The sequence below is a fragment of the Marinobacter sp. tcs-11 genome, from assembly GCF_002049515.1.
Classification (GTDB): Bacteria; Pseudomonadota; Gammaproteobacteria; order Pseudomonadales; family Oleiphilaceae; genus Marinobacter; species Marinobacter nauticus.
In genome coordinates this window covers 60,770-82,691 of the sequence record NZ_LLYU01000012.1, presented here as the reverse complement: position 1 = coordinate 82,691, position 21,922 = coordinate 60,770, and the positions used below count along the sequence as shown (strand labels likewise).

The following is a 21,922-nucleotide window of genomic DNA, read 5'->3' as shown; positions in this document are numbered from 1 at the left end:
TTCAAAAAAAGGAACCGACCATGAGTGCCATCCAATACGACCTGGGTTCAGACCAGATTCTGACCCTGACCATCGACATGCCGGGCCAGTCTGCGAACACCATGAACGGCGAGTTTCGAACTGCACTAACCGAAACCGTCAACAAGGTCAAAAGCGACCTGGATAATGTCAAAGGCATTATCATTGCCTCCGCCAAGAAAAGCTTCTTTGCCGGCGGCGACCTGAATGAGCTGTACACAGTGACCCGCGAACAGGCCAAAGAGTTTGAAGACATGGTCAACGGCCTGAAGGCCGATATGCGTACGCTGGAAACCTGTGGCAAACCTGTGGTGGCTGCCATCAACGGCACCGCTCTGGGTGGTGGCCTGGAACTCGCCCTGGCCTGCCATCATCGCGTTGCCATTGATGATGACCGGACCCAACTGGGCTTGCCGGAAGTCACCCTGGGCCTGCTGCCCGGCGGTGGCGGCACCCAGCGACTGCCCCGGATGATTGGCCTGGAAGCCGCCTTCCCGTTCCTGATGGAGGGTAAGAAGGTAAATCCAAAAGCCGCTCTGAAGGCCGGTATCGTGGATGAGCTGGCCAGCTCACCGGAAGACATGATCGCCAAGGCCCGGGCCTTCATCGAAGCCAATCCCAAGTGCCAGCAACCCTGGGATCAGAAAGGCTCCCGCTTCCCCGGCGGAGCTCCGCATCATCCGGCCATGGCCCAGAAACTGGCTATTGCACCGGCCATGCTCAAACAGAAGACCAAAGGCTGCTATCCGGCACCGGAACGGATTCTGGCAGCAGCGGTGGAAGGCGCCCAGGTGGATTTCGACAATGGCAGCCTGATTGAAACCCGTTACTTTGCCGAGCTGGCCACCGGCCAGGTGGCCAAGAACATGACGGGCACCTTCTGGTTCCAGCTCAACGCCATCAAGGCCGGCGGCAGTCGCCCGGATGGCGTAGAAAAGGAAAGCTTCAAGAAAGTCGGGGTACTGGGTGCAGGCATGATGGGCGCCGGTATCGCCTACTCCACTGCCAGCCGCGGCATTGAGGTGGTGCTGAAGGATGTCTCGGTTGAAAACGCCGAGAAAGGCAAACGCTATTCCGAAAATCTCCTGGCGAAGAAAGTCAGTCGCGGCCGCATGACCGAAGCCCAGAAAGACGAAGTGTTGGCCCGCATCAACGCCACCGCCTCTGCCGACGACCTGGAAGGTTGCGACCTGATCATCGAGGCAGTCTTTGAAGACAGCGATCTGAAGGCAAAGGTTACCCGGGAATCCGAGCCGAAAATGGTCGCTAACGGCATCTTTGCCTCCAACACCTCAACCATCCCCATCACCCAGTTGGCCCAGGCCTCGGCCAAGCCGGACAACTTTATCGGCCTGCACTTCTTCTCCCCGGTGGACAAGATGCAACTGGTGGAAATCATCGTCGGCGAGAAAACCTCCGATGACACCCTGGCCCGGGCGTTCGATTACGTGCAGCAGATAGGCAAGATTCCCATTGTGGTGAACGACAGCCGCGGCTTCTTTACCTCTCGGGTATTTGGCACCTTCGTGAACGAAGGTATCAGCATGCTGGCCGAGGGCATTCACCCCTCAAGCATCGAGAATGCCGGACTGCTGGCCGGCATGCCGGTCGGGCCGCTGGCCATCTCCGACGAAGTCAGCATGACCCTGATGCAGCACATCCGCGCCCAAAGCAAGAAAGACACGGAAGCCGCCGGCGGTACCTGGCAGCCGCATCCGGCCGAAGCCGTCATCGATGCCATGGTGGATACTCACGGACGCAAGGGCAAAGCCGCCGGTGCCGGTTTCTACGAGTATCCGGAGAAGGGCAAAAAATACCTGTGGCCGGAACTGGAGAACCTGTTCGTGGACCAGGACAAGGCACGCCGTGTGAAGCTGCAGGATCTGAAAGATCGCATCCTGTTCATGCAGGCCATCGAGACCATCCGCTGTCTTGAGGAGGGTGTGCTGAGAACCGTGGAAGACGCCAACATTGGCAGCATCTTCGGTATTGGCTACGCGCCCTGGACCGGCGGTGCCATCCAGTTCGTCAACCAGTATGGCGTTCGGGCCTTTGCGGAGCGGGCGCAGCAGCTGGCAGACCAGTACGGTGAGCGATTCACGCCGCCATCGCTGTTGCTTCAGAAAGCCGAACGCAACGAAACCTTTAGCTGACCCTGCCGGCCGGAGGGCCCAAACCCTCCGGCCACCTCTACCCTCACACTCCCGACAGTTTACTTCCGGTCACACGCCCCCATAGTTAGCCTCAGGCTGAAACGTATATGGACATATTGTCACGAAGCTATACCCCTGGCCTATGGCAACAGGTGTAGCGGTTGCCTACAATAAATTGAACAGTCACGGGTATTCACCCCAATTTCATTGGTGGCGATTCCCAGCAGCTTCAGGTATGCATTTATGACCATTGCGGAAAACTCCATGCAGCGCCCTTCCCTGACTTCCCTCACCCGGAAAGCAGGCGCGGTCACGGCTCTGGCCCTGGGCCTCCTTGTCTCCGGCGCCTACGCAAAGATTGATGACTCCGCCAGGTATGAGCCGGTTGCGCCCACTATTGACCAGGCCCGCGCCAATATTCTGATTGCCCGGCAGCTGCAGTTCACTCATTTCCGCAATCTCGGCATCAGCGACGAACTGTCCGGCGATGTTTTCGATGCCTACCTGAATTACCTGGACAGCCAGAGAATCTACCTGACCCAGGAAGACATTGACGCCCTTTCCCGGGTCAAGAAACACCTGGGGTCAGCGCTCAAAACCGGCCAACTCCAGCCGGGCTTTGATATTTACAACCTGGTTCAACAGCGGGTTATCGAACGCCTGAAGTTCGCCCTGGGGCTCATCGACAACGGTATTGAGCAACTCGACTTCACTGCCGATGACAGGATTCGCGTCGACCGTTCCGAGGCGCCCTGGGAGGCAAACCAGGCCGCTCTGGACGAGCTCTGGACGAAGCGTATTAAAAACGCGGTTCTGGCCCAGAGACTGAACGGCGCAGACGATGACGCGATCGAAGAGACGCTGCGCCGCCGCTATGAAGGCCAGCTCAAACGCGCTTACCAGGCCCGCAGCGAAGATGCATTCCAGGCTTACATGAATGCCTTTACCGGTATGTGGGACCCTCACACCTCTTACTTTTCGCCCCGTACCTCCGAGAACTTCAATATCAACATGAGCCTCTCGCTGGAGGGCATCGGCGCGGTACTGCAATCCGATAACGAGTACACCAAGGTAGTGCGTCTGGTACCCGGTGGCCCGGCCTCCAAGCAGGGTCAGCTGCAGCCTGCCGACCGCATCGTCTCTGTTGCCCAGGGCGATGAAAAGCCAGTGAACGTGATCGGCTGGCGCCTGGACGAGGTGGTGGACCTGATCCGCGGCCCTCGCAATTCCACCGTGACATTGGAAGTGATCCCGGCCAACGCCAGTGACGAGACCATCACGCGAACCATCGCCATCAAGCGGGATGAGGTGAAGCTGGAGGAACAAAGCGCCAGCAAAGACGTGATTGAACTGGATCGAAACGGCGAGACCTATCGTATCGGTGTCATCAACATCCCCACCTTTTACGCCGATTTCCAGGCCATGCAGGCTGGCGATCCCAACTACAAAAGCACCACCCGCGACGTGCGTAAACTGATTGAGGAACTCAAGGCCAGCGGCGTGGATGGCGTGGTCATGGATCTTCGTAATAACGGCGGTGGCGCACTGCACGAAGCCAACGACCTGGTTGGCCTGTTTATCGACGAAGGCCCCACGGTCCAGATCCGTAACGCCAACAACGATGTTCAGGTACTGGAAGACGAGGATCCGTCCGTGGTCTACGACGGCCCTCTGGTGGTGCTGGTCAACCGGATGAGTGCCTCCGCCTCTGAAATTTTCGCCGGCGCTATCCAGGATTATGGTCGAGGCCTGGTGGTTGGCTCCCAAACCTTCGGCAAAGGCACGGTTCAGGCCGTTCGGCCACTGAACCACGGTCAATTGAAAATCACCCAGTCCAAGTTTTACCGGGTTTCCGGCGGTTCCACCCAGCACAAAGGGGTGATTCCAGACATCGAAATCCCGTCGCGCATCGATAAAACCCGAATTGGTGAGGACGCTCTGGACCACGCCCTGCCGTGGGACCAGATTGAGGCCGTTCCCCATGCCCGCTATTTCGACTTTACCGGCGTGATTGACGAACTGCGGAATCGCCACGAAGAGCGGTTCGCCACCAACCCGGAGTTCAAGCTGCTGCAGAAGGAAATCGAGTTCCTTAATCGCCAGCGACAGATGGATTACGTCAGCCTTAACGTGGACGAGCGCAAGAACCAGCACAACCAGATCGAGCAGACCCGCCTGACCATCGCCAATGCCCGCAGGGAACTGAAAGGCGAAGAACCGTTTGAAGACCTGGAAGCTCTGGAAGACTGGCAGGATCAACAGGCGGCAGATCTGGACAACACTGACGAAGAACTGGATTTCGTCATCCAGGAAGGCGGACACATCATGGCCGACTTGCTGGAGCTGGATCAACGTATGGCGTCCATTCTGATGCCCACCCAGTTTGCGGCCAAGACTGAGGCACCATAAATCATGGCTGGGCAGCCGTCCGGGGAAAGCGGTCAGAGTACCCAACAGCGTGCCCGGGTGTTCAGGGACATGCTACTGGACGCCCTGCACGCCATGTATTCCATGGACGAAGCTGAGGGCTTGGAATCCTCTGGCCCGAAAGATAAAACCCCAGACGGTATGCTGGAACGTATAGCCGGGTTGACGGGTTCGGCACTTCGTCTGGGCGCCCGGGCAACCGACACCTCCCTGCGGGTCGGTCGGGCCCTGATTAATTCTCAGGATCAGTTGCGGGCCATGCTGACAGCCGGCCAATCGCTGAAAGACATACGGGAAGTTGCGGGCCTCACGCTCTCGGAAATGAGTGAAGCCCTGAACCTCAAAGACAAGTCTTTGCTGGAAGCCATTGAAAATGGCACCTCCACCCTCTCCTTCGAGCTGATTCTGAGACTCGCCGCCCTGGTGGCCCGCAACGATCCGATCCCGTTTATCATGCGCACCACCCGTAACTATAACCCCGAGGTGTGGCAGATACTCAACGATTGGGGCATAGGCCGGATTCCGCTCCAGTTCGAGCGGGAACGGGAATTCATTAACATCTTCCGCCGGCACGACGATGCCAGAAACCTGTCGGATGAAGGCTTCCGCAGAGTGCTGGAATTCACCCGCCAGAGCTTTGAAATGTCACTGCATTTTATAGAACAGCAGGAAAAGGAAGTGGCAGAACTGAAAGCTGGCATGAAGACCGCCGGGCCAGCGCCGGACAAGCCGGCAACCAGCTCCGGGGCAAAACGGAATATCAGGTAAACAGCGCGCGCATTCCGGTAATGTTGGGGTTACGCACTGCGCCCTTCTCGGTCACGATGGCATCAATCAGGCTGGCCGGTGTCACGTCGAACACCGGATTGAAGACCTGAACGCCGGCGGGCGCCAGGGGAATCCCGCGGATTTCACGAACCTCGGTGCCCTCCCGCTCTTCGATCGGAATATCCTTGCCGGACTCCAGCGACATATCGACAGTACTGGAGGGAGCCACCACCATAAACCCGATCTTGTGATGCCGCGCCAGAACCGCCAGGTTATAGGTACCAATCTTGTTCGCCACATCACCGTTGGCGGTTATCCGGTCGGCGCCCACCACAATCCATTTAACCTTGCCGGAAGCCATTATGGCCGCTGCCGCGCCATCGGCATTGAGCGTAACGGGAATATGGTCACGGGTCAGCTCCCAGGCGGTTAATCGGCTGCCCTGAAGCCAGGGCCGGGTTTCGTCGGCATAGACCCGCTTCAACAGTTTTTCCTCGTGCAAACGGCGAATCACCCCCAACGCGGTACCGTATCCTCCGGTGGCAAGTGCACCGGTGTTACAGTGAGTCAGCACTGCGATAGGCTTGTCGGGATTCATCACCTCCAGCGCATAATCCGCCATGGCCAGGTTGGCCGCCAGGTCATCCTCATGCAGACGAACAGCCTCTGCCGCCAGCCGATCAGTGGCTTCGTCCAGAGAATGGCAGGCGTGGAACACCTTTTCCATGCGCTCCAGCGCCCAGAACAGGTTCACCGCCGTAGGCCGGGATTTCGCCAACACTCGAATAGCCTGTTTGATCTCGGCCTGCCAATCGCCTCCGCCTGCGTGGCGGGCTGCCAGGGCCACCCCGTAGGCAGCACTGATGCCAATGGCTGGTGCCCCGCGCACCACCATATCCGTTATGCACTGGGCCACCGCCGACGCGCCATCCGCAACAATCCAGTGCTCCTCCGCCGGGAGCAGGCGTTGATCCAGCAATTCAAGCCTGTCTCCGTGCCAGCGCATTGCCACCGTCCCGATGGAACGATTGGAAGATCGACCTGCCATAAACAACTCCCGAACCAAAGAAAAACAGCGAGTATAGCCCTATCAAACCAGATTGACTGCCCTGATTTGAAGAGGCTTGATGAATGTCTGGAAAATCGCAGCGCAGCGGCCGCCACCGGGGTAGTTCTGCCTGACCGCGCTGGTTATACTTGCCCATTGAATTTCAAGGCGCCTCCGGTGCCCCGAACCCGCAAGGCAGGTTAATGACGGCAGAAACCATCACCGCAGCCGATACCCGAATCAACGCCCGCTGGCTGATTCCCGTCGAACCCTTCGGGGTTGTCCTTGAACACCAGGCCGTGATCCTTCAAGGCAGCCGAATTCTGGCGATCGTGCCGCAGGCTGAGGCAGACCAGAGTTATCGCACACGGGAAACCCTCGACCTGAACCAGCATGTTGTCCTGCCCGGGCTGATCAACCTGCACGGCCACACCGCCATGTCCCTGTTCCGGGGCCTGGCTGACGACCTGCCATTGATGACCTGGCTGAATGATCATATCTGGCCTGCAGAGGGCAAGTTTGTCAGCGAGCAGTTCGTGGCAGACGGCACGCGCCTGGCCATGGCGGAGATGCTCCGCACCGGCACCACTACGTTTTCGGATATGTACTTCTTCCCGGAAGTGACTGCCCAGGCTGCCCACGACACCGGCATGCGTGCACAGATCTGCTTTCCTCTGATGGATATGCCAACGGTATGGGGTTCAGGGCCAGAAGAATACCTGCGCAAAGGTGCGGACCTTATTGAACAATGGCAGCGGGATGACTACATCATGCCTGCCATTGGGCCCCACGCCCCTTACACCGTTTCCGACGGTCCTCTGGGTGCCGCCGTGGAATTAGCGCAGCAAACCGGTGCTGCCATTCAACTGCATTTGCACGAAACCGCCTTTGAAGTAGCGGAAGCGGTAAAAGCCAGCGGGCAGCGACCGCTGGCGCGTATGGCAGACCTGGGTGTTCTCGGAGCCAATACGCAGTGTGTACACATGACCCAGATCGACGAATCCGACCTGGCTCATCTGAAAATGACCGGCGCCCATGTTGTCCATTGCCCGGAGTCCAACCTGAAACTGGCGAGCGGGTTCTGTCCGGTACAGAAACTGCTGGATCACGATATCAATGTCACCATCGGGACCGATGGGGCCGCCAGCAACAACGATCTGGATCTGTTTGGCGAGCTGAAAACCGCCGCAATGGTAGCCAAGGCTGTGGCGGACGATGCGGCAGCCCTGTCGGCTCACAAAGCGCTGGAGATGGCGACCCTCAGTGGTGCCCGAGCCCTGGGGCGGGACCATGACATCGGCTCCCTGGTGGCGGGCAAACTGGCAGATCTGATCGCCGTCGACTTGAGCGACCCCTATCTGCAGCCTGTCTACGATCCCGCTTCGCACCTGGTTTACAGCAACCACGGCCGGGCAGTAAGCCACAGCTGGATTCATGGCGTACCACAATTACAGGATGGCAGACTAACCCGCATCGACGTACCAGATCTGGTTCTGCGGGTGAACGAATGGCGCAAACAGATTCTCAGCTGATTATCCGGAGTAACCCCGAACATGAACAACCAGAACGTAGACCAGAACGAGATTGCCAAATTCGAGGCGCTCGCCAGCCGCTGGTGGGACCCGACCAGTGAATTCAAACCCCTGCACGACATCAACCCGTTGCGACTGAATTACATCGACGAGCGCGTCTCGCTGGCCGGCAAACGGGCTCTGGACGTTGGCTGCGGCGGCGGCCTGCTGTCCGAAGGCATGGCACTTCGGGGCGCCCATGTTACCGGTATCGACATGGGCGAGGCGCCATTGTCGGTGGCCAAGCTCCATGGCCTGGAGTCCGGCGTGAAGGTGGACTATCGCCAGACCACCATTGAGGAACTGGCGCGGGATCCTGAACATGCCGGCCAGTATGACGTGGTTACCTGTCTGGAAATGCTCGAACATGTACCCGACCCGGCATCGGTTATTCGAGCCTGCGCCAGTATGCTGAAACCCGGCGGCCACCTGTTCGTGTCGACCATCAATCGCAACCCCAAGTCGTTCCTCTTTGCCATTGTCGGTGCCGAATACGTTCTGAACTTATTGCCCAAGGGCACCCATGAGTGGAAGAAGTTTATCCGTCCATCGGAGATGTCTGACCATCTTCGCCATGCCGGGCTGGAAGTCCGCGAGCTCACCGGCATGACCTACAACCCTATCACCAAGGCGTACAAGCTTGGGCGGGATGTAGACGTCAATTACCTGATGCATGCCCGGGATACCCGTGAAGACTGAGCAGACACCGGCGGCGGTGCTCTTCGACCTGGACGGCACCCTGATTGACACCGCCCCGGATTTCATCCGCTGCCTGAACCAGCTCCGACAGCAACACGGCGTGCCGGCACTGCCCGCAGAACAGATCCGGCGCTCGGTTTCCAACGGCGCCCGGGCGATGATTCGGGTGGGATTCGGGCTGGAGCCCGAACACGAGGGTTATCCTGAAAAGCACACGGCCTTTCTCGATCTCTATGAAACCGGTGTGGCCGTTGAAACCAGCCTGTTCCCGGGCATGGACGAGTTGCTGAGCAGCCTTGAGAGCCGGGGCATTCCCTGGGGGATTGTCACCAACAAGCCCGCACGCTTCGCAGTGCCCCTGATCGAAGCCCTGGGCCTGGCGCAACGCTGTGCCGCCCTGATTTGCCCGGACCATGTGGCTGAACGCAAGCCGCACCCGGAGTCACTGCTGCTGGCCTGCCGTCAGATTCAGGTGGAACCGATAAAATCTGTTTATGTCGGTGATCATGAACGGGACATTGAAGCGGGCCGGAACGCTGGAATGCACACCATCGCGGTGCGTTACGGCTACATAGAGCAACCGGAGACCGTTGACCTGTGGCAAGCCGACCGCATCGCCGATACCGTCAGCGACCTGACAAAGCTGTTACAATAGCGCCCAATTATTTTCGACCGGGCTGGCCAAGGCCCGGTCCGGCCTGATTTACGGAGACAGGTTATGCAAGATTACCAGGCACCCGCCGATCTTCTGAAAGACCGCATTGTCATGGTAACCGGTGCCGGCAGTGGTATCGGACGCGCTGCCGCCAAAGCCTATGCTGCCCATGGCGCCACCGTCATCCTGGTTGGGCGTACGGTCTCGCGGCTGGAGGAAGTCTACGACGAGATTGAAGCCGCTGGCCACCCCAAACCTGCCATCGTGCCTATGAACTTTGAAGGGGCGGCGGTCAAGGATTATGAAGAGCTGGCCATGACCCTGGAAGACAATTTCGGTCGCCTGGATGGCCTCCTGCACAATGCCGGAATTCTGGGTGCTCGCAGCCCGGTTGAGCTGTACGATCCGGAAACCTGGAACAAGGTCATGCACGTGAATGCCACAGCGCCATTCCTGCTGAGCCGGGCGACGATTCCGCTGCTGCGCAAATCCGATGACGCCTCCATGATCTTTACCTCTTCCGGCGTTGGCCGGCAGGCACGGGCATACTGGGGCGCCTACGCCGTCTCCAAGTTTGCCGTTGAGGGCCTGGCCCAGTTACTCGCCGACGAACTGGACGACGAGCGCCACAATATCCGGGTAAACAGCCTTAACCCGGGCGCGACTCGCACAGGCATGCGGGTGCTGGCCTACCCGGCGGAAGATCCGAAGAAAAACCCGGACCCGGAGCAGCTGATGCCCGTTTACCTCTATCTGATGGGCCGGGACAGCAAAGGCGTTCATGGCCAGCAAATTGACGCGCAGCCGAAAAAATAATGGAACTGCTTTTTTACACCACAGCCCAGTGCCATTTGTGCGAACTGGCAGAGGCGCTGCTGGTCAGCACCCCGATGCCCGAGCCCATTCCGGTGGATGTGGTGGACATCGCCCAGTCCGAAGCCCTGGTGGAGCGCTACGGCACCCGCATCCCGGTGCTGCGCCGCAACGACACCGGGGCGGAGCTGGACTGGCCGTTCACCAGGGACCAGTTACTCACGTTTCTGCAATGAGGATCCTCTGACATGCTGATGATCATCTCCCCTGCCAAGACTCTGGATTATGAGAGCCCCCTGGCAACGGAAACCCATACCCAACCGGATTTCCTGGACGATGCCTGTGAACTGATTGACCAGCTCAAGGAGCTGGAACCGCATCAGGTCAGCAACCTGATGAGCATCAGCGACAAACTCGGGCAACTGAACGCCGAGCGCTTCCAGACCTGGCACACACCGTTTACGCCGGATAATGCCCGGCAGGCCGTTCTGGCGTTCAAGGGCGACGTCTATACCGGTCTGGATGCCGAGAGTTTCAGTAGTGAGGATTTCAGTTTTGCCCAGAAACACCTGCGGATTCTCTCCGGCCTCTACGGACTGCTGAAACCGCTGGACCTGATGCAGCCCTACCGACTGGAAATGGGCACCCGGTTTGAAAATACCCGGGGCAAAGACCTTTACGCGTTCTGGGGCAGCAAGATTACCGATGCCCTGAACCAGCTCCTGGCCAGTGACGACAAGGTACTGGTGAATCTGGCCTCCAATGAATACTTCAAGAGCGTGCAGAAGAAACACCTGGATGCCCGGCTGGTTACGCCCCAGTTCAAGGACTGGAAAAACGGCCAGTACAAGATGATCAGCTTTTACGCCAAGAAGGCCCGTGGGCTGATGTGCCGTTACGCCATCCAGAATCGAATCACCCAGGCTGATGATCTCAAAGGCTTCAACCTGGAGGGGTACTATTTCAGCGAAGACCAATCCGATAACAACAACTGGGTTTTCCTGCGGGACGAGCAGTAGTCAGGCGGTTTTCCGACCTGTGTTTAACACCTTCAGACATCTGTTGATATCGGAGTAGCAATGAACGAAGCAGTATTTTCCCAGATCGCCATGCTGGTGTTTCTGACCGGCCTTATTGCCTGGATGGGCTTCATTGTTTGGGATCTGGCCAAGAAATCCCAGGCCGGCAAATTCGGCACCATCGCGCTGTTTACCGTGCTTGGCGCCGGTGTTGTCGGCTTTATCGTGAAAACCGTGCTGGTGGAGGTTATGCAGATCTGACCGGCCTGCCGTCACTTTACGGCTACCGCCTGGTAGCCGTATCATCCCTTCCCCTTTTTTCGATTCGACAAGCTCCGACCTGACGCAAGGATTCAGACCCATGTGGTTTCGTAATGCCCGTGTTTTCCGTTTCACCAAACCTTTCGATATTTCCGCAGAAGCGCTGGAAGAGAAACTCCAGGCAGACGCATTCAAACCCTGTGGTCCTCAGGAAACCAATCGCCAGGGCTGGGTTCCGCCCCTGGGTAAGCATGGCGACCAACTGGTGCACAGCGCCAACGGTTATCACCTGATTGCCCTGAGAAAAGAAGAGAAGATCCTGCCCGGGCCGGTGGTGAAGGAAGCTGTGGAAGAGCGTGCCGAAGCCATTGAGCTGGAGCAGGGCCGAAAGGTGCGCCGGAAGGAAAAAGACGAACTGAAAGAACAGGTGATGCTGGAAATGCTGCCCCAGGCGTTTTCACGCAACCGCCGATGCTTTGCTTACCTGGCCCCTCAGGACGGCGTGCTGGTGGTTGATGCCGGCTCTGCGAAACAGGCCGAAGATCTAGCCTCCACCCTGCGCAAGAGCCTGGGATCACTGCCTGTGCGCCCGCCGGCGGTTGAGCAATCCCCCGCCTTCACCTTCACCGGCTGGCTGAACGAAAGCATTGATCACCCTGCCAACATTACCCTGGGCAGCGAATGCGAACTGAAAGACCCGTCAGAAGATGGCGGCGTGGTACGCTGTAAAGGCCTTGATCTCAGAGCCGACGAGATCCGCAACCACCTGGAAGCTGGCATGCAGGTGACCAAGCTGGCCCTGACCTGGGACGACAATGTCTCGTTCGTACTGGACGAAGAGCTGGGCATACGCCGGCTGAAATTCGGTGAAACCCTGCAAGAGCAACTGGACGACGTCGATGTCGACGACGCCCTGGCCAAGTTTGATGCAGCTTTCACCATCATGACTCTGGAGCTGTCACGGCTGATTCCCGGGCTGCTGGAAGCCCTGGGCGGAGAAGATCGCTCCGCCATCGTCGAGGAGTAAAGGAACGGGGGGCTACAGATGCCCCCCTTTGCCGAGCCGTTCCTTCTGCCAGTCTTTCTGCGGCTCGTTCAATACCAGCCGCAGATCCATCACTTCTTCCTCCGGGTTGTATTTGATTTCGAACCCCAGATGCTCGGCCAGCTGCAACATCGGCCGGTTGTCCGGCAAAACATTGCCGATCATTTCCATGGTGCCCCGGGCACGGCAATAATCAATCATCTTCTGCATAAGGGCCACGCCCAGGCCTTCGCCTTTCATCCGGTCATCTACCATGACGGCGAACTCGCAACGCAGATTGTCGGCATCGGTCCAGGTACGCACCGTACCCAGGGTCTCCTCGCCTTCACCATCTTCACGGGGCGCATTGGCGATGAACACCATTTCCCGGTCATAGTCGATTTGCACCATCTGGGCCACGTCTTCCCGGGAAAAATGCTTGCGGTACTGAAAGAATCGGTAACGGATGGATTCCGGAGACTGATGCTCGTGAAACAGCCGATGAGCAGGCTCATCCTCCGCCAGCACCGGGCGAATAATCACGCGGCGACCGGATTTGGGCAATACCAGCCACTCCTCCAGCTCTCGCGGGTAGGGCTGGATAATGGGCTTGATCGGATGTTCATCCAGGTCAATGGCGATGTTTACAGCAACGGCGCCCTGCTCATTGAACAACAACGGCGAGATTTCCAGGCCCTTGATCTCCGGTATATCGATCACAATCTGTGACAGCGTCACCAGGGTTTCGGACACTGCCCGGATATCCTCTTCCGGCTTCAGGCTGTGTTCTTTCAGCAGTTTGTACATGTAAGTGCGCCGCAGCAGCTCGCGGGCCAGAACCATGTTCAGGGGCGGCAAGGCAATCTGGCGATCGGTCATGATATTGATCTGGGCACCGGCTGCCCCGCAAACCACCAGCGGCCCGAACACCTCATCACGAGTGATCCCCACACTGAACTCGATGCCGCCAACATGCTGGTAAGAACGTTGGACGGCAAAACCCAGGAAGCTGCTTTTGGGGAAATGCTCCCGATATTCGTCCATCAGGAAGCGGCAGCTGTCGATGATCACCTGTTCGCTGTTGAGCTTTTTGACCGTGCCCTTATAGCGGCGCTGGGTCGGGCTCAGATCCAGGAAGGGATAACACACATCTTCGTGGATAACAGTTACATCAATGGGGCGGCGCTCGACTGCGAAGACCTCCAGCACCTCTTCCACGTCATCACAGTAGACGGTTTCAATGGTATTGATGCCGTAGTCGCAAATCACCCGCCGGGCTTCCCGGTTGGACAGATGCCGCCGGCCATCCCGCAAGGCCCTGGCGACCAGTTTGCGGGTGTTGGCCCGGTCGGCGAAGTGGTCTGTAAACGATTCGGGCGTCTCGGTCAGCAGCCGCTGAATACGCTGATGCCGAACATGCTGCATGAACGCCATCACCGCTTTTTCCGGGTTAAAGAACGATGGCAACCCCGCCCGGTAAAACTCTTCCCGGGAATCCATCACCGTGCTCTGCCCCAACCAGCAGGTAAAGATGTTCAGGCGGGTGCCCTTGGACGCCTGCACCACGGAATCGGCAATCTGCAGGCTGTCTTCGATCAGTGTGGGTGCGTACATCACCAGTACGTTAGCCACATTAGGGTCCTTCGCCAGAATCTTGATTGCCTTGCCATAGAGCTCGGGCGTGGCGTCATAGTTCAGGTCGATGGGGTTCTTGCGGGTCCAGTACGGCGGCAACAGTTCTCCCAGTTCCCTGACCGTATCTTCCGACAGCTCCGCCAGTTCACCGCCGAGATCCGCCAGCCGATCTACCGCCAATACGCCGGGGCCCACGCCGTTGGCCATGATGGCCAGGGATTCCCGACGCAGCGGGCGCATCCGGGTCAGGGTTTCCAGGGCATCAAACATCTGGCCAAGCCCGTCCACCCTCAACACACCGGCGCGTTGAAGCATGGCATCGTAGACCGGGTCGCTGCGTTTGATACCAGCGGGCAAGGCATGGGTAAACCACTCGGATTCGGGCACCCGCCCGGATTTCACCGCAATCACAGGCTTGGTTCGGGAGGCCACCCGCACCGCTGACATGAAACGCCTGGGATTGGGGATGTTTTCAATGTGCAGAAGAATCGCCCGGGTCTGGGTGTCCTGGGCCAGATAGTCGATCAGGTCGTCGTGATCGATGTCCATGCCATCGCCCAGGGTCAGGAAGTAAGAGAAGCCCACCCCCCTGGCAAAAGCCCAGTCCAGCACCGAACTGGCAATGGTGCCGGACTGCCCCACGAAGGCAACGCGGCCGGGAATGGCCCCCATATGGGCATAGGTGGCGTTCAGGTGCCGCGCCGGCACCATTAAACCGATAGTGTTGGGGCCCAGCACGCGGATGCCGGTTTCCCGGGCGGCATCGCGCACTGAATACATCAATGGCTGGCCGGTTTTACTGTGAGTCCGGGACATGCCCCCGGTCATTACAATGGCGGTACGCACGCCGCATTCACCCAGCTTGCGGATCATTTTCGGCACCGTGTCCGGCGGGGTACAGATGATCGCCAGGTCCGGACTGAAATCCAGTTTGGAGACTTTGCGCACACAGGGCACCCCGTGCACGTTTTCGTAGTCGCTCTGGTTGACCACCACGAGCCGGCCCGGATAGCCGCCGCCCAGCAGGTTCCGCAACACCATACCCCCGAGGTTGTCAGCGCGTTCCGAGGCGCCAATAACAGCAATGGATTCAGGATTGAACAGGCTTTCCAGATAGCGGGTACTCAACGCGGCTCTCCCAGTGGTGTGCGCGACAGGAATGTACAAACTTCAATAAAACGGCTTGCTTATCAGTGTATACCTTATCTTAGGTGGCGATTTCATGATGTAAATCGACTAACGAGTTATTAGACCAAAGAAATACGACAGGCTTCGGTTATCCCTGATAACATGAATGCGATAATAAGCATATTCAGGTTCAGGCATTACCCATGACCACGGCATTTTTTTCCCACGACGACTGCAAGAAACACAACATGGGCCCGGAGCACCCGGAAAGCCCTGAGCGTCTTTCAAGCATTCTCGCCTATCTCGCGGATACCAACCTGCAACAGGAACTGGACTGGGTTCGTCCGGAAGAAATCACCCGGGACCAACTGCTGACCGTGCATCCGGAAAGCTATCTGCACCAGCTGGACCTGATGCAGCCAACCCGGGGCCGGGTGTTCACCGACCCGGACACCGCGATGATGCCGGACACCCTGAGAGCGGCGAAGCTGGCCGCGGGGGGCAATGTGCAGGCTGTCGATATGGTGATGAGCAGCCAGGTAACCAACGCTTTTGTCTGCGCCCGGCCACCGGGACACCACGCCGAACGTGCCAAGTCGATGGGGTTCTGTTTCTATAACAATATCGCCCTGGCGGCGATGCGGGCGCTCACCTTCCACCACCTTGAGCGGGTGGCCATTGTCGATTTCGATGTGCATCAGGGTAACGGCACGGTAGATATTGTCAGTGGTGATGAACGCATACTGATGTGTTCCAGCTTTCAGCATCCGTTTTATCCGCACTCCCACGTGCACCGGCAGGCCGACAATATTGTCAATGCGCCGATTTCAGCCGACTGCTCAGCGGCTGAGTACCGCAAGACGGTTGAAGCCGCCTGGCTCAAGAAACTGCAGGATTTTCGTCCGCAACTGGTGTTGATCTCGGCAGGCTTTGACGGGCATCGGCTGGACCCCATGGCGGAGCTGAATCTGGAAACCGAGGATTATCGATGGTTAACGGAAATGCTGGTGAGTGTCGCCCATGACCACTCCAACGACCGCATCATCTCCACGCTGGAAGGCGGGTATCACCTGAAAGCCCTGGCAGAGGGTGTGGCCGCGCACCTGGAAGTCCTGAACGCAGTATATTGAAACTCGGGATGGCGTGTTCCGGCTATCCCGAAAACTCGCTTCCCATACCGTTAGCCTGCAGCAGTTCCGGGCGCTCACCCTGGCGTTGCAAACGAATGGTGGTGCGGCGGTTATCAGCCGGCCGGCGGGAAACCGGATACTGATCGCCGTGGGCCCGGACCGTCAGCATAGTCTCATCAATTCCCCTGGATTTGAGATACTCGGCCACCACGTTGGCTCTTTCCTCCGACAGCGCGCGGTTATCAATCCGGCTACCAATACTGTCGGAATGGCCGTCCACGAAGATTCTCTCTACCGTGCTGTCGGCCATCACGTAGGTCACAATATTGTCGAGCAGGTTCATGTCTGCCTGTGACAGGCTGGTACTCCCGCTGGCAAACGGAACCCGGCTGCGCCGAACCTGGTCGAAGTTAACCGGCAGCAGACTGGCAACGCATTCACGATAGCCGGCGTACGGGCCGGAAAAATTCACATTCGACAACTGCACCCGCACGGGCTGGCCGCTGTATACCGCGGCTCGGGTTACTGTCGGCTGCATACCTCGGGACAACCCCTGGGCAATCAACACCGCTTCCCGATTCCCCAGGTTCACCGAGCGCGGACTATCCGTTACCTGCACAGCACCAATGGGGCTCGGTGGAACTCCTGGCCGCCAGGGCGGCGCTTCAACCACTAACTGGCCCTGGCCGGGGCGCATCACACTCAGATCCGATTCGAGATAGAAACGCAGGTCTTCCCCTGCCCGGTGCCTGAGCACGGCGCGGCCAAAGCCAGGAACCTCATGGACAAGGGAACACTCAAAGACCGACTCGGAGAGATACCACTGGCTGTTTTCAATACCGGCACCATAACTGGATGACAGCACAGGCGCAGAGGGCAATGACATCAACCCTGCCGTCGCCAGCAATTTCAGCAATCTGCTCTGCCTGAAGAACCAATTGGGTGAAACCATAGGAATGCCCCGTGGAGCCTTTAAACCAGTGAACTAACCGGTTAACGGCGACCCTACCGGGAACTTGAGCCGGATAACTTACGATCAGGTTAAAAACATCTGCTTTTCGCTTCTGATATAATCCGCGAAATTTTGCGCTCGCTTTCGGATACCTTCTCATGACCCGACAGATAACCATCACACGCCCGGACGACTGGCACCTGCACGTGCGCGACGGCGACATTCTGAACGATGTGGTGCCCGCCACCGCCGCCTGCTTCGGCCGCGCTATCATCATGCCTAACCTGGTGCCGCCGGTAACCGATGCCAGCGCAGCCATGGCGTACAGGGATCGCATTCTGGCCGCGGCCCGGGGAACGGACTTCCAGCCCCTGATGACCCTGTATCTGACCGAGAGCACCACCGCCGAGACCATTCGTGAAGCCAAAGCCGCCGGCGTAGTGGCAGCGAAACTGTACCCGGCTGGCGCCACCACCAACTCTGCCTCCGGCGTAACGGACATTCGCAATATCTACCCGGTGCTGGAGGCGATGGCGGATTGCGGCATGCTGTTGCTGGTACACGGCGAGGTGACCGACAGCGACATCGATATTTTCGATCGGGAAAAGGTGTTTCTGGAGCGGGTTCTGGCGCCCACGCTGACTGCGTTCCCGTCGCTCCGGGTGGTTCTTGAGCATATCACCACTGCCGAATCGGCCGAGTTTGTCCGTAACCATCAGGGCAATAACCTCGGGGCAACTCTCACACCGCAGCATCTGATGTATAACCGCAATCACATGCTGGTCGGCGGTATTCGCCCACACCTTTACTGCCTGCCCATCCTCAAGCGCAACAAGCATCAGGAAGCGCTAAGAGAGGCGGTGGCCAGCGGCGATCCCCGCTTCTTCCTGGGCACGGATTCTGCCCCACACGCGAAAGACAAGAAGGAAGCCGCCTGCGGCTGTGCTGGCTGTTACTCCGCCTACGGCGCCATCGGCCTGTATGCCGATATCTTCGAGGAACTGGGCATTCTGGACAAGCTGGAAGCCTTTGCCAGCTTCAACGGCGCCGATTTCTATGGCCTGCCCCGGAACACCGACACCGTGACGCTGGTGCGGGAACCCTGGACCATGCCGGAGAACCTGCCTCTGGCCGGCGGCGGCATTGTTCCGTTGAAGGCTGGCGAAACCGTTAACTGGCGCCTGGCGTAAACCCTATTCATTCACTACCACGAACATCGGAGTTCGAGTGTCAGACGAAAACAAACAGCCCCACCCCATGTCCCAGCGCTTTCGCGGCTTTCTGCCGGTGGTGGTCGATGTGGAAACCGCCGGCTTCAACCCGGAACGTGATGCTCTGCTGGAAATCGCCGCCGTAATGCTGACCATGGATGAGGATGGCTGGCTGCGCCGGGGCGAAACTCACGTGCAGCAAATCGACCCGTTCGAAGGCGCCAATCTGGAGCAGTCGGCCCTGGATTTCACCGGCATCGATCCCTGGAACCCGGAGCGGGAGGCGGTACCAGAACGGGAAGGTCTGAGCGAGATTTTTTCTCCCATCCGCAAGGCGGTAAAAGAACACGACTGCAAGCGAGCGGTACTGGTGGGCCACAATGCCACGTTTGACCATAATTTCGTTTTCGCGGCAGCGCTGCGAGCCGATATCAAACGCAACCCGTTCCATCCATTCTCGACGTTTGACACGGCTACCCTGGCGGGCCTCGCCTACGGCCACACCGTGCTGGCCCAGGCCTGTAAACTGGCGGGTATTCCCTTCAGCAACAAGGAAGCCCACTCGGCCGCCTACGACGCGGAAAAGACAGCAGACCTGTTCTGCGGCATCGTCAATCGCTGGCGTGAACTGGGCGGGTTTCCACCGCCGCCAATCGAAATTGCCGAAGAACCCCAGGAATGAAATCTCCAACCTGAAACGAAAAAACCCGCCGAGGCGGGTTTTTTCTTGGCTTATAACGACGATTACCAGTATATCCCCCGCATAATCGCCGCAAAGGCCACCTGCTCGGTAGAGACTTTCGGCTTTTCGCCGGACTTGCTGCCAGCGGCTGCTGGAGAATCCGGGAACATCCGGTAGCCAGTGTTCATAATGATCTCTCCCATCTTCGGTGCCAGCGCATGCAGAACCTGCGCGAACACGCCAAGACGGGTGGCAATGCGCTTGGGCCGGTACACAATCGCATCCGCCACCATCTGCGCGGCTTCATCCGGTGTCAGCGTCGGCACGGAATCGTAGATCTTGGTGGGCGCGATCATCGGCGTTTTCACCAACGGCATGTTGATGGTGGTGAAGGTCACGTTGCGATCCGACCATTCCGCAGCGGCACAGCGGCTGAACGCGTCCAGTGCGGATTTCGAGGCGACATAGGCCGAGAAACGCGGAGCGTTGGTAAGTACCCCGATCGAAGAAATATTCACCACGTGCCCGCGGCGACGCTCCAGCATGGCTGGCGCAAAGCCCATGATCAGCCGAACGGAGCCAAAGTAGTTCAGCTGCATGGTCCGCTCAAAATCGTGGAACCGGTCAAAAGACAACGCCAGGGAGCGGCGGATGGAGCGACCCGCGTTATTCACCAGTACATCCACGTGGCCGTGATTATCGAGCACCGTCTTCACAAAGCGGTCGCAGTCGTCCATGTCCGAAAAGTCGCACTGGTACGCATGCACGTTGCCGCCTTTGGCCTCCAGACTGGCCGCCACTTCATCCAGAGTTTCCTTGGTGCGCGCACCAATGACCAGAATGGCACCGGCCTCTGCCAGCTTCTCTGCCGTTGCCAGGCCAATACCCGAGGTCGCGCCGGTGACCACGCAAACCTTACCTTCAACCGTGCCCTTGAGAGTGCGGTCCTTGAACAGGTCCGGGTCCAGATTGCGCTCCCAGTAGTCCCAGATCACCGGGGCATAGGACGGCAGACGCGGCACCTCAATGTCTGTGCCCTTCAGAACCCGCTCCAGCTCCCGGGTATCAAAACGGGTCGGGTAATTAATGAAGGACATCACCGAGGGCGGAATGCCCATGTCATCCAGAAGCGCACCAGTAATGCGCTTGACCGGAGGCAGATTCTTGATGCTCTGGCGAATAAACGGCGGAATAAAACCGAACATCCGGGAATCGATGCGCATACCCATGCGGGGGGCATGGCCGGCCTCGCAGAAAATATTGAGGATCTCACCCACCTTATACGGATCGGAGTCCACCAGATGGAAACAGTTGCCATCTTCGCCTTCCAGATGGGCAATGTGATCCAGTGCATCGACCACGAAATCCACCGGCACAATGTTCAGCCGGCCACCTTCAATACCGATGGTGGGTACCCACTGGGGCAACGCATGACGGATCTTCTGAATCATCTTGAAGAAGTAATAGGGCCCGTCAACCTTGTCCATTTCGCCGGTTTCCGAATGGCCAATGACCATGCCAGGGCGGTAGATGCGGAACGGAACCTTGCACTCTTCACGCACAACTTTTTCGGATTCGTGTTTGGTGCGCAGGTAAGGATGATCAAGCTTCTCGGCTTCTTCGAACATATCCTCCCGGAAGATACCCTTGAACAGACCCGCTGCCGCGATGGATGACACGTGATGGAAATGCTTGGCGCCCATGGCTTCTGCAGCCTGAACAGCCGCCCTGGTGCCTTCGATATTGGTGGCGGCCTGGGCTTCTTCGTCCGCGCCCATGTCGTAGACCGCGGCAAGATGGAATACGTGGTCGATATTTCCTTTCAGTGATTTCAGCGTTTTCGCGTCAATACCAAGGTTTTTGCTGGTGAGGTCGCCGATCACAGCCTTCACTTGCTTGTCGTCTGCACCCCAGCGCTCCCGGAGCCGCTCCAGCTTGTCCTGGGACTGCTCGCGAACCAGAACATACACGGTGCCGCCGCGCGCCAAGAGTTTCTCAACCAGAAAACGACCGATAAAACCGGTGCCGCCTGTCAGGAAATAATTCATAGGTACTCCATTCTGCCTGTTGTGTTTTTTGTCTTTAACCGACACAGATACGACTAAAGTCGTAGCTGATTCCATCGGTCGGCAATTCTACTTAATTGCAACCCTCATGTATCGAACTTTTTTAGAGTTTTTACTCTGTAACCCATTGTTTTTGTTAGAGCCATTACTCTAAAAGCAGCCAACTCCACCTCACTCCCTGTCCGGTTTATCGACACAATGTGATTGAGATTAGCACAAGAAACCGCGACCACCGCATTGGGTCATTTAATTACGACCAGGCAATGCAAGAGGTTCTTACCAATGACATAATCGGGAACTTCCAGCGCCATCCGGCGTCACTAACCGAGCCAGACATCAAGGTTTAAAAGAAACTGCCATGCCGAAAAACAATCCGAACACCGAACGCTATATTGCCATCGCCCGTGCCTGCCTGAAGGCCATCAACGACACCGCCGCCGACAGTGGTTCCCGGGAAGACAAGATCCAGGCCGTATACCAGGCAATCGACAAGGCGTTTCAGGCCGAGTTTGCCGATTATCGACAGTCCGTTGCGATCATGGCGACGGTGCTGGAGCGGATCGCCTCTGGTGAACTCGACGCTGACCAGGCGGCCAAACTCGCGCGCCAAACCATAGAACAGAAGCCTGACAGCGCCAAAAACAACCAGATGCACTGATCCC

Annotated in this window: 19 protein-coding genes; 15 read left to right on the top strand and 4 right to left on the bottom strand. The window is 58.1% G+C overall.

Annotated elements, in window-relative coordinates; translation table 11 throughout:
- Window positions 1–20 precede the first annotated feature (20 nt).
- From ARC85_RS13720 to ARC85_RS13710, 3 genes are all read left to right on the top strand, one after another.
- Entirely contained in the window at window positions 21–2,171 is a 2,151-nt protein-coding gene (locus ARC85_RS13720; protein WP_153741643.1) for a 3-hydroxyacyl-CoA dehydrogenase NAD-binding domain-containing protein, read from the top strand.
- A gap of 243 nt (window positions 2,172–2,414) precedes the next feature.
- A complete protein-coding gene (locus ARC85_RS13715) occupies window positions 2,415–4,580 on the top strand; it encodes a carboxy terminal-processing peptidase (RefSeq protein WP_011785950.1) in 2,166 nt (721 codons plus the stop codon).
- Between the two features lie 3 nt (window positions 4,581–4,583).
- Window positions 4,584–5,366 (top strand): helix-turn-helix domain-containing protein, encoded by a 783-nt coding sequence (locus ARC85_RS13710; protein WP_011785951.1) that lies wholly within the window; start codon window positions 4,584–4,586, stop codon window positions 5,364–5,366.
- On the opposite strand, the gene mtnA is transcribed toward ARC85_RS13710, so the two are convergent.
- The gene (gene mtnA / locus ARC85_RS13705; protein ID WP_011785952.1) at window positions 5,359–6,414 is read right to left on the bottom strand and encodes an S-methyl-5-thioribose-1-phosphate isomerase; all 1,056 of its coding nucleotides are present in this window, start codon (window positions 6,412–6,414) and stop codon (window positions 5,359–5,361) included. The two genes, ARC85_RS13710 and mtnA, sit on opposite strands and share 8 nt — an antisense overlap.
- Window positions 6,415–6,617: 203 nt before the next feature.
- Here mtnA and ARC85_RS13700 point away from each other — a divergent pair, with 203 nt between their 5' ends.
- The 8 genes from ARC85_RS13700 (at window position 6,618) to rdgC (ending at window position 12,459) form a co-directional block, all read left to right on the top strand.
- A complete protein-coding gene (locus ARC85_RS13700) occupies window positions 6,618–7,946 on the top strand; it encodes a TRZ/ATZ family hydrolase (protein ID WP_022992899.1) in 1,329 nt (442 codons plus the stop codon).
- A gap of 21 nt (window positions 7,947–7,967) precedes the next feature.
- Window positions 7,968–8,684 (top strand): bifunctional 2-polyprenyl-6-hydroxyphenol methylase/3-demethylubiquinol 3-O-methyltransferase UbiG, encoded by a 717-nt coding sequence (gene ubiG / locus ARC85_RS13695; protein ID WP_153741644.1) that lies wholly within the window; start codon window positions 7,968–7,970, stop codon window positions 8,682–8,684.
- Window positions 8,674–9,339 (top strand): phosphoglycolate phosphatase, encoded by a 666-nt coding sequence (gph, locus tag ARC85_RS13690; protein WP_194841933.1) that lies wholly within the window; start codon window positions 8,674–8,676, stop codon window positions 9,337–9,339. The genes ubiG and gph overlap by 11 nt, the downstream gene beginning before the upstream one ends.
- Before the next feature lie 63 nt (window positions 9,340–9,402).
- The gene (locus tag ARC85_RS13685; protein WP_286715126.1) at window positions 9,403–10,155 is read left to right on the top strand and encodes a YciK family oxidoreductase; all 753 of its coding nucleotides are present in this window, start codon (window positions 9,403–9,405) and stop codon (window positions 10,153–10,155) included.
- Window positions 10,155–10,388, top strand: coding sequence for a glutaredoxin family protein (locus ARC85_RS13680; RefSeq protein ID WP_022992896.1), 234 nt, complete (start codon window positions 10,155–10,157; stop codon window positions 10,386–10,388). The genes ARC85_RS13685 and ARC85_RS13680 overlap by 1 nt, the downstream gene beginning before the upstream one ends.
- A gap of 12 nt (window positions 10,389–10,400) precedes the next feature.
- On the top strand, window positions 10,401–11,171 hold the full coding sequence (gene yaaA, locus ARC85_RS13675) for a peroxide stress protein YaaA (protein ID WP_286715124.1): 771 nt from the start codon (window positions 10,401–10,403) through the stop codon (window positions 11,169–11,171).
- Between the two features lie 60 nt (window positions 11,172–11,231).
- On the top strand, window positions 11,232–11,432 hold the full coding sequence (locus ARC85_RS13670; protein WP_011785959.1) for a DUF2788 domain-containing protein: 201 nt from the start codon (window positions 11,232–11,234) through the stop codon (window positions 11,430–11,432).
- A 100-nt stretch (window positions 11,433–11,532) separates the two neighbouring features.
- Complete coding sequence (gene rdgC / locus ARC85_RS13665; RefSeq protein ID WP_014421962.1) at window positions 11,533–12,459, top strand: recombination-associated protein RdgC; 927 nt, start codon at window positions 11,533–11,535, stop codon at window positions 12,457–12,459.
- Window positions 12,460–12,471: 12 nt separating this feature from the next.
- On the opposite strand, the gene ARC85_RS13660 is transcribed toward rdgC, so the two are convergent.
- Window positions 12,472–15,219: a bifunctional acetate--CoA ligase family protein/GNAT family N-acetyltransferase gene (locus ARC85_RS13660; protein ID WP_286715123.1), complete on the bottom strand. Its 2,748-nt coding sequence runs from the start codon at window positions 15,217–15,219 to the stop codon at window positions 12,472–12,474.
- Between the two features lie 203 nt (window positions 15,220–15,422).
- On the opposite strand from ARC85_RS13660, the gene ARC85_RS13655 reads away from it, so the two are divergent.
- On the top strand, window positions 15,423–16,349 hold the full coding sequence (locus ARC85_RS13655; RefSeq protein ID WP_011785962.1) for a histone deacetylase family protein: 927 nt from the start codon (window positions 15,423–15,425) through the stop codon (window positions 16,347–16,349).
- Between the two features lie 22 nt (window positions 16,350–16,371).
- Here the strand turns inward: ARC85_RS13655 and ARC85_RS13650 are convergent, their stop codons facing one another.
- On the bottom strand, window positions 16,372–17,301 hold the full coding sequence (locus tag ARC85_RS13650; protein ID WP_011785963.1) for a flagellar protein MotY: 930 nt from the start codon (window positions 17,299–17,301) through the stop codon (window positions 16,372–16,374).
- A gap of 158 nt (window positions 17,302–17,459) precedes the next feature.
- Between ARC85_RS13650 and pyrC the strand changes: the two genes are divergently transcribed.
- Window positions 17,460–18,491 carry a dihydroorotase gene (pyrC, locus tag ARC85_RS13645; protein WP_011785964.1) on the top strand — a complete coding sequence of 344 codons (1,032 nt, stop codon included), beginning with the start codon at window positions 17,460–17,462 and terminating at the stop codon, window positions 18,489–18,491.
- A gap of 37 nt (window positions 18,492–18,528) precedes the next feature.
- Entirely contained in the window at window positions 18,529–19,194 is a 666-nt protein-coding gene (rnt, locus tag ARC85_RS13640) for a ribonuclease T (protein WP_011785965.1), read from the top strand.
- 62 nt (window positions 19,195–19,256) lie between these two features.
- Here rnt and ARC85_RS13635 read toward each other — a convergent pair whose 3' ends face one another.
- Entirely contained in the window at window positions 19,257–21,242 is a 1,986-nt protein-coding gene (locus ARC85_RS13635) for an SDR family oxidoreductase (RefSeq protein ID WP_014421967.1), read from the bottom strand.
- Between the two features lie 376 nt (window positions 21,243–21,618).
- On the opposite strand from ARC85_RS13635, the gene ARC85_RS13630 reads away from it, so the two are divergent.
- Window positions 21,619–21,918: a hypothetical protein gene (locus tag ARC85_RS13630; RefSeq protein WP_011785967.1), complete on the top strand. Its 300-nt coding sequence runs from the start codon at window positions 21,619–21,621 to the stop codon at window positions 21,916–21,918.
- Window positions 21,919–21,922: the final 4 nt, after the last annotated feature.

Coding starts and splice junctions, on each gene's coding strand:
- ARC85_RS13720 (WP_153741643.1), top strand. CDS start 21: ATGAGTGCCATCCAATACGACCTGGGTTCAGACCAGATTCTGACCCTG.
- ARC85_RS13715 (WP_011785950.1), top strand. CDS start 2,415: ATGACCATTGCGGAAAACTCCATGCAGCGCCCTTCCCTGACTTCCCTC.
- ARC85_RS13710 (WP_011785951.1), top strand. CDS start 4,584: ATGGCTGGGCAGCCGTCCGGGGAAAGCGGTCAGAGTACCCAACAGCGT.
- mtnA (WP_011785952.1), bottom strand. CDS start 6,414: ATGGCAGGTCGATCTTCCAATCGTTCCATCGGGACGGTGGCAATGCGC.
- ARC85_RS13700 (WP_022992899.1), top strand. CDS start 6,618: ATGACGGCAGAAACCATCACCGCAGCCGATACCCGAATCAACGCCCGC.
- ubiG (WP_153741644.1), top strand. CDS start 7,968: ATGAACAACCAGAACGTAGACCAGAACGAGATTGCCAAATTCGAGGCG.
- ARC85_RS13685 (WP_286715126.1), top strand. CDS start 9,403: ATGCAAGATTACCAGGCACCCGCCGATCTTCTGAAAGACCGCATTGTC.
- ARC85_RS13680 (WP_022992896.1), top strand. CDS start 10,155: ATGGAACTGCTTTTTTACACCACAGCCCAGTGCCATTTGTGCGAACTG.
- yaaA (WP_286715124.1), top strand. CDS start 10,401: ATGCTGATGATCATCTCCCCTGCCAAGACTCTGGATTATGAGAGCCCC.
- ARC85_RS13670 (WP_011785959.1), top strand. CDS start 11,232: ATGAACGAAGCAGTATTTTCCCAGATCGCCATGCTGGTGTTTCTGACC.
- rdgC (WP_014421962.1), top strand. CDS start 11,533: ATGTGGTTTCGTAATGCCCGTGTTTTCCGTTTCACCAAACCTTTCGAT.
- ARC85_RS13655 (WP_011785962.1), top strand. CDS start 15,423: ATGACCACGGCATTTTTTTCCCACGACGACTGCAAGAAACACAACATG.
- ARC85_RS13650 (WP_011785963.1), bottom strand. CDS start 17,301: ATGGTTTCACCCAATTGGTTCTTCAGGCAGAGCAGATTGCTGAAATTG.
- pyrC (WP_011785964.1), top strand. CDS start 17,460: ATGACCCGACAGATAACCATCACACGCCCGGACGACTGGCACCTGCAC.
- ARC85_RS13635 (WP_014421967.1), bottom strand. CDS start 21,242: ATGAATTATTTCCTGACAGGCGGCACCGGTTTTATCGGTCGTTTTCTG.
- ARC85_RS13630 (WP_011785967.1), top strand. CDS start 21,619: ATGCCGAAAAACAATCCGAACACCGAACGCTATATTGCCATCGCCCGT.